Here is a 6,096-nt window from a genome sequence, read left to right on the forward strand (position 1 = left end):
GTATGTGTGGCATAGTTGGGGCGGTTGCTGAGCGCCCAGTAAATAGAATTTTAATTGAAGGCTTAAAACGCCTTGAATATCGAGGTTACGACTCTGCAGGGGTAGCCTTAGGCACGGCTGGCACGTTAAATACCGTTAAGGCGGTAGGTAAAGTGGTTAACCTTGAAAATGCCTTACTTGATGCAGGAGTGAAGGGGAGCACTGGGATCGCACACACACGTTGGGCAACCCACGGCGGTGTAACGAAAACCAATGCACACCCGCATATTTCTAATGATGAAATTGCCCTTGTTCACAATGGCATTATTGAAAACCATGGCCCACTGCGCACCGCGTTGAAAGGGGATGGTTACGAGTTTTTATCAGAAACTGACACCGAAGTGATGGTGCACCTCATTCATCAGCTGCGACAGCAGCACGATAGCTTATTAGAGGCTGTGCGCGCCGCGGTGAAGCAACTTGAAGGCGCGTATGGCACAGTGGTATTTGATAAAGCGAACGATAACGAAATGATTGTCGCGCGCTCAGGTAGCCCGTTGGTGATAGGTCTAGGTTTAGGTGAAAACTTCATTGCCTCAGATCAATTGGCATTGTTACCTGTGACCCGCAGCTTCATCTTTTTAGAAGAAGGCGATGTGGCGCGCATTACCCGCGATTCAGTGGAGATTTTCGACAGCCAAGGCAATGCCGTTGAGCGTGATGTAGTGGAATCAAACATTACCCAAGATGCCTCTGGCAAAGGGGACTATCGTCATTACATGCTCAAAGAGATTTACGAGCAGCCATTGGCCGTGCGTAACACCTTAGAAGGGCGCATTGAAAATGATCGTGTCACCGTGGATGCGTTTGGGGCCAGTGCTCAGCAAATTTTTAAAAATGTAAAACACGTGCAAATTATTGCTTGTGGTACTTCTTACCATTCAGGTATGGTCGCGCGTTATTGGCTGGAACAGTTTGCAGGCGTGAGCTGTAATGTAGAGATTGCCTCAGAGTTTCGTTATCGCCAGTCGTTTGTACACGAAAACAGCTTACTGGTGACGATTTCACAATCAGGTGAAACCGCCGATACTTTGGCTGCACTGCGCTTAGCGAAAGAGCAAGGGTATATGGGGTCGATGACCATTTGTAATGTGCCGGGTTCCTCATTGGTGCGCGAATCTGATTTGGCCTTTATGACCAAAGCGGGTGCTGAAATTGGTGTGGCTTCTACCAAAGCATTTACCACGCAACTTGTTGGCTTATTGATGCTAACCGCGTCAATTGCACAAGAAAAAGGTCGAGATCACAGTGAAATCATCAGTGCCATTAAAACGCTACCAAACAAATTGGAAGAAGCACTCACACTGGCAAGTGATATTGAAGACCTAGCCGAAGAGTTTGCTGATAAACACCATTCCCTGTTTCTGGGCCGAGGTTCACAATACCCAATTGCGATGGAAGGGGCGCTAAAACTGAAAGAGATCTCTTATATTCATGCAGAAGCCTACGCGGCGGGTGAGTTAAAACACGGTCCGTTAGCTTTGATCGATGCAGATATGCCAATCATCGTGGTAGCCCCTAACAACGAATTGCTTGAAAAGCTTAAATCAAATGTTGAAGAAGTCCGTGCTCGTGGCGGTATTATTTATGTATTCGCTGACAAAGACACCGCGTTTGAGTCAGATGACACAATGCGTGTAATCAACGTCAATCATTTAGAAGATACGATTGCCCCCGTTGTATATACAATCCCATTGCAGCTATTGTCGTACTACGTTGCGGTGATTAAAGGCACCGATGTTGACCAACCTCGCAACCTAGCGAAATCGGTCACGGTAGAATAGAAGAAGGCGCGAAAGCGCCTTTTTTGTGGGTGAACAATAAAGATATACCTACTCTAAAAACATAGAGACGGTCGCATATTCCAGAAATAGCTTATTCTAAGCTCTAAAGCAGACGATTATAATATTTTGCTGAGTGGACTTGTTACTCCGTTAGCACCTTGCTGTAAAACATGAGTGTATATTTGCGTTGTTTTAACATCAGAATGCCCTAACTGCGCTTGTACAGTACGAATATCAGCCCCACTTTGTAATAGGTGAGTAGCGAAAGAATGTCTGAATGTGTGCGGAGTAATGAGTTTCATGATGTTAGCCTGTTTAACCGCTTTTTTTACTGCTTTTCTGATACAAGTTGGGTGGAAATGATGACGGCGAACTTCCCCTGTTTCAGGATCTCCACTGAGTTTGTATGACGGAAATAAATATTGCCAAGCTAAAGACTTATTTGCTGATGGGTATTTCTTCGATAAGGCGTGAGGCATCCAGACCCCAGCATATTGTTCATTTTGTAGATCTAACGTTAAATACTCATCAACCTGTAAAATTTGATTTCTGAGCAAGGGTATCAGCTCTGTAGCAAGTGTGACAATCCGATGTTTATTACCTTTGCCACACCAAACCTGAATACATTTATAATCAAAATCTATATCTTTAACTCGAAGTTGAACTGCTTCCATCACCCTTAAACCGCTGCCATACATTAAACCCGCAATTAGGTAATAACGTTTTTGCAGATTTAACATAACTTGTTTGACTTCGTCAGTTGTCATTACAACAGGGAGCTTAGGTTGTCTGCTACTTCTAGCGAAATCTAAGTTTAGTGACAGCTCATTTTTTACGATATGTTTATATAAAAAAGCTAAGGCATTGAGTGCCGCCATTTGGGTTCTTGGTGACATTTTCTTTTGTAATACGAGGTGATCTAAAAATGCCACGACTTCATTATCGCCCATTGAACTTGGATGACGCTTATTATGAAAGTGAATGAAATTAGCAATCCAACTCAAATAAGCATTAACAGTTCTTAGCGAGTAATGCCGAGTGATCATATAGTCAGTGATATAGTTCAAATAAGGTGATCGAGTTTTCATTTGAAATTTCACTCACTGTGGCTGTATATATATACAGTTATAGTGGAGTTGCTCGCATAGTCAAGAAAACGACCTAACAGCTTCTTTTTGTCTATTCACGAATTATTTGCAAGTAGTGTTTTCCTAATTACTAGCAATTACTTAGAGACTCTGATAGAAATACACTATTCAGAGAAGGGAGCGGTACAGCGGTAGAAAAACACGCGATTTGCTCGCTATAAACATGTTATAACCCTTTTAGATTTGGGCAATAAATTAAAATGGAGATTCTAAAAAAGCATGGATGAGTTAACAACATTCTTATCAAACCCAATTGTTGGAACTATTGGCTATACCTTATCGTTAATCGCTGCAATTATTGCGATTTATCAAGCCTTAGCTAAAGAAAAAGCTCTAAAAACTATAGACAAACTTAACTTACAGATTACAACGATAAGTCAGGAGAACCATGATTTAAGATTATCTATAAATAAAACAGAGAATAATAATGAAGTTATTCAAGGTGAAAAATCACAATACTTTCAAGATAATTCTGGCTCTGTAAATATAGATAATCGAGGCTAATATGAGTAAAGGTGTCACCTTTAAGGATAATTTAGGCCCTGTAAATATCAATAATGAAAATAGAGTAGCTCGTTCCAGTATATTAGGTAAGTTAGTTGAAATAATAGCCATTTCAAATACAGAATCATGTAATTTAAGTCGAGATCCTGCTGAAATTGAAATAAAGATAAATTTCAATGATTTAGTTACTCATCGCTGGTTAGTCGATGAGTATGTTGATAATTCAGTTTTAATTGATAGCTCTATAACTCAGCTAAACCAACTTATTAACAACGGAAGCACAAAATTAAAGCGACAAATGAAGATGTTTTACAGAAATGCGCTTTCTGACTTTGGCATTAGTTCTAAGCCTTTTGATTTAACAAAGCTCAAAGCACAATCGGACAATATTGTTCAAAGGGTTATGTCATTGTCTAGTGAATTTGTAAGAGCCTCTTCTGATCTTCAAGCAGGTTACTATGATGAAGATATTAACTTTGGAATAGCCCTTATTACAAGCTACTCAATAATAGAATGTATTGTTTTGGAAAACCCTAATGATCACAATTGATTCTGACCCTATGTTAAATCCAATTTATATTGGAGCTTCAATCTTAAATGAATTGTCGTCAATAGACTTTACTGAAATAGGAATTGAAGAACTGTATTCAGCAATAAAAGATAAGTTAGATATGTCATATGAGGTATTCACTTTCTCTTTAGATTGGCTTTACATTATCGGTGCCTTAGACATCAACGAAAATGGATTTTTAGTATATGCAACTTGATAAATTAAATGTATTTAAAAACAAAGAACTACTTAGGAGTATTCAGTTCAAAAAAGGACTGAATTTAATATTAAATTCCGATTCAAAGAGTGCGAAAAGTGGTAATAGTGTCGGTAAATCAACACCCTCTAGATTAATAGATTATCTATTTCTTTCTTCCGGTGAGGATATTTACACCGAGCCTGAGTTTAAGAAGACTATCCCTGAAGTTACTGATTTCTTAGATAATAATGAGATTTTAGTAGAACTAGAATTTTTCGGTTTTGACAATAAGCCTTATATTATTTCGAGGGATTTAAAAACGAATACAAAAGAAGCTTTTTATTATATAAACCGTGAAAATACAGATAGTAAAAAGTATAAAGAACTAGTATCAACACAAATATTTGGCCAACAAAGCGACAAGCCATCGGTACGGAATTTGAGCCACAAATTTATACGCAATACAAACGAGAAAATGCAAAACACCACAAGGTTTTTACATATAAATTCTAAGCCAGATTTATATGATCAAGTATATCTTTTTCTTTTCGGATTTACAGGATTAGAACTTCTAAAAGAAAAAGCATCAATTAATAACCAGGTATCAACTAAAAAAAAGCATTTAGCAGCATACAGAAAACCCCATAAAGAAACTTCTCTAGTCAAAATGATTAAACCTCTCGAAGCAGAGGCTGAACTTTTAAAGCAAAGAATATCAGAGTTTGATTTTAAGGATAATCAGGAGACTAACGTCAAAGAGCTTGTCAGAGTGCAAGGTGAAATATCTGATCTGACTTTATCTTATTCGAAGTTAGAGAATAAAATAAATTACCTAAATAAATCAATTGAAAACCTTAAAAGTAGTGCAACTAATGTTAATGGAAGAGAACTATCAGATATCTATGCAGAAGCTGGGATTGCGATAAGTGGTGAGTTAAAAAGATCTTATGGTGAGCTTGTTGTTTTCCATAATAAAGTTTTAGCAAATAAAGTTAAATTGATAGAAGCTGAGTTACATAGTGTCGAATCTACCTCTGCTAGTGTCCGCCTTGATATAAATAATATGCAAGAAAAAGAAGCTAGTGTGTTTAAAAATATAAATGAACCAGACACTTTAAAATCAATTGGACGAATGTATAACGACCTGTCATCTATTAGAGAGAATATAGCAAGTACAAGTGCTCTGTTAAAAAAAATAGAGGACACCAAAGAAGCAATTGAGCTCCTAGAAGATACTAAATCTAAGGTAGTTGATAAAATTAATAGTAATACTGTTGAACTCGATAGTAACACTGAGCTGTTTAATCAATATTTCGGTGATCTAAGTAAATCATTTTATAATGAAAGATATATTTTCGATTTAAATTTCAATCTTGATAAAGAAAAGTGTGAGTTTGACATAGCTTGTATATCGCCAAATTCTACAGGCGGTAAAAAGAAAGGCGAACTTAGTGCATTTGATTTAGCATATATAAATTTCGTAAATGAAAAAAGGTTAAAGCGGCCAACATTTGTAATTCATGACAGTATAGAAGATGTTGATGTAAATCAGGTTTTTGACATATTCCAAAATGCCAATAGAAGCAATGGACAATATATCGTAGCTGTTTTAAGTGACAAGTTAACAAATGAAGAATTTGATGTATTTAAGAAAGAATCTGTTGTATTAGAATTATCTGAAACAAATAAATTCTTTAAGATTTAGTTTAGGTGAAAGCGGGTTATAACAAATAAGGATAGGTGTCGCGCAGCCGACACCTTATCTGGGTGTTGAACAAGTCCGAAGTGAGTTTTATAGCTTATTTATAGTAAATAGTGATGAATATGTTTTTCTAAGAGTAGCGACGTTAAATTATTTAAGCCGATTGGAAT

At 37.3% G+C, this 6,096-nt stretch carries 6 protein-coding genes; 5 read left to right on the forward strand and 1 reads right to left on the reverse strand.

The window, feature by feature from the left end; genetic code table 11:
* The first annotated feature begins 2 nt into the window (after positions 1 to 2).
* Positions 3 to 1,823, forward strand: coding sequence for a glutamine--fructose-6-phosphate transaminase (isomerizing) (glmS, locus tag CWC18_RS15885; RefSeq protein WP_138675661.1), 1,821 nt, complete (start codon positions 3 to 5; stop codon positions 1,821 to 1,823).
* A 116-nt stretch (positions 1,824 to 1,939) separates the two neighbouring features.
* On the opposite strand, the gene CWC18_RS15890 is transcribed toward glmS, so the two are convergent.
* Complete coding sequence (locus tag CWC18_RS15890; protein ID WP_138591559.1) at positions 1,940 to 2,911, reverse strand: integron integrase; 972 nt, start codon at positions 2,909 to 2,911, stop codon at positions 1,940 to 1,942.
* A gap of 279 nt (positions 2,912 to 3,190) precedes the next feature.
* Between CWC18_RS15890 and CWC18_RS15895 the strand changes: the two genes are divergently transcribed.
* From CWC18_RS15895 to CWC18_RS15910, 4 genes are read left to right on the forward strand one after another with little or no spacing between them, the layout of a single operon-like run.
* Positions 3,191 to 3,475: a hypothetical protein gene (locus CWC18_RS15895; protein WP_138675662.1), complete on the forward strand. Its 285-nt coding sequence runs from the start codon at positions 3,191 to 3,193 to the stop codon at positions 3,473 to 3,475.
* A 1-nt stretch (position 3,476) separates the two neighbouring features.
* Positions 3,477 to 4,025, forward strand: a complete 549-nt coding sequence (locus CWC18_RS15900; RefSeq protein ID WP_138675663.1) for a hypothetical protein — start codon at positions 3,477 to 3,479, stop codon at positions 4,023 to 4,025.
* Entirely contained in the window at positions 4,012 to 4,242 is a 231-nt protein-coding gene (locus CWC18_RS15905; protein ID WP_138675664.1) for an ABC-three component system middle component 6, read from the forward strand. The genes CWC18_RS15900 and CWC18_RS15905 overlap by 14 nt, the downstream gene beginning before the upstream one ends.
* Positions 4,232 to 5,929, forward strand: coding sequence for a DUF2326 domain-containing protein (locus tag CWC18_RS15910; RefSeq protein ID WP_138675665.1), 1,698 nt, complete (start codon positions 4,232 to 4,234; stop codon positions 5,927 to 5,929). The genes CWC18_RS15905 and CWC18_RS15910 overlap by 11 nt, the downstream gene beginning before the upstream one ends.
* Positions 5,930 to 6,096: the final 167 nt, after the last annotated feature.

Source organism: Pseudoalteromonas aurantia, from assembly GCF_005886875.1.
Taxonomy (GTDB): domain Bacteria; phylum Pseudomonadota; class Gammaproteobacteria; order Enterobacterales; family Alteromonadaceae; genus Pseudoalteromonas; species Pseudoalteromonas aurantia_A.

Excerpts from the sequence above, each read along its gene's own strand:
- glmS (WP_138675661.1), top strand. The coding sequence starts at position 3 with ATGTGTGGCATAGTTGGGGCGGTTGCTGAGCGCCCAGTAAATAGAATT.
- CWC18_RS15890 (WP_138591559.1), bottom strand. The coding sequence starts at position 2,911 with ATGAAAACTCGATCACCTTATTTGAACTATATCACTGACTATATGATC.
- CWC18_RS15895 (WP_138675662.1), top strand. The coding sequence starts at position 3,191 with ATGGATGAGTTAACAACATTCTTATCAAACCCAATTGTTGGAACTATT.
- CWC18_RS15900 (WP_138675663.1), top strand. The coding sequence starts at position 3,477 with ATGAGTAAAGGTGTCACCTTTAAGGATAATTTAGGCCCTGTAAATATC.
- CWC18_RS15905 (WP_138675664.1), top strand. The coding sequence starts at position 4,012 with ATGATCACAATTGATTCTGACCCTATGTTAAATCCAATTTATATTGGA.
- CWC18_RS15910 (WP_138675665.1), top strand. The coding sequence starts at position 4,232 with ATGCAACTTGATAAATTAAATGTATTTAAAAACAAAGAACTACTTAGG.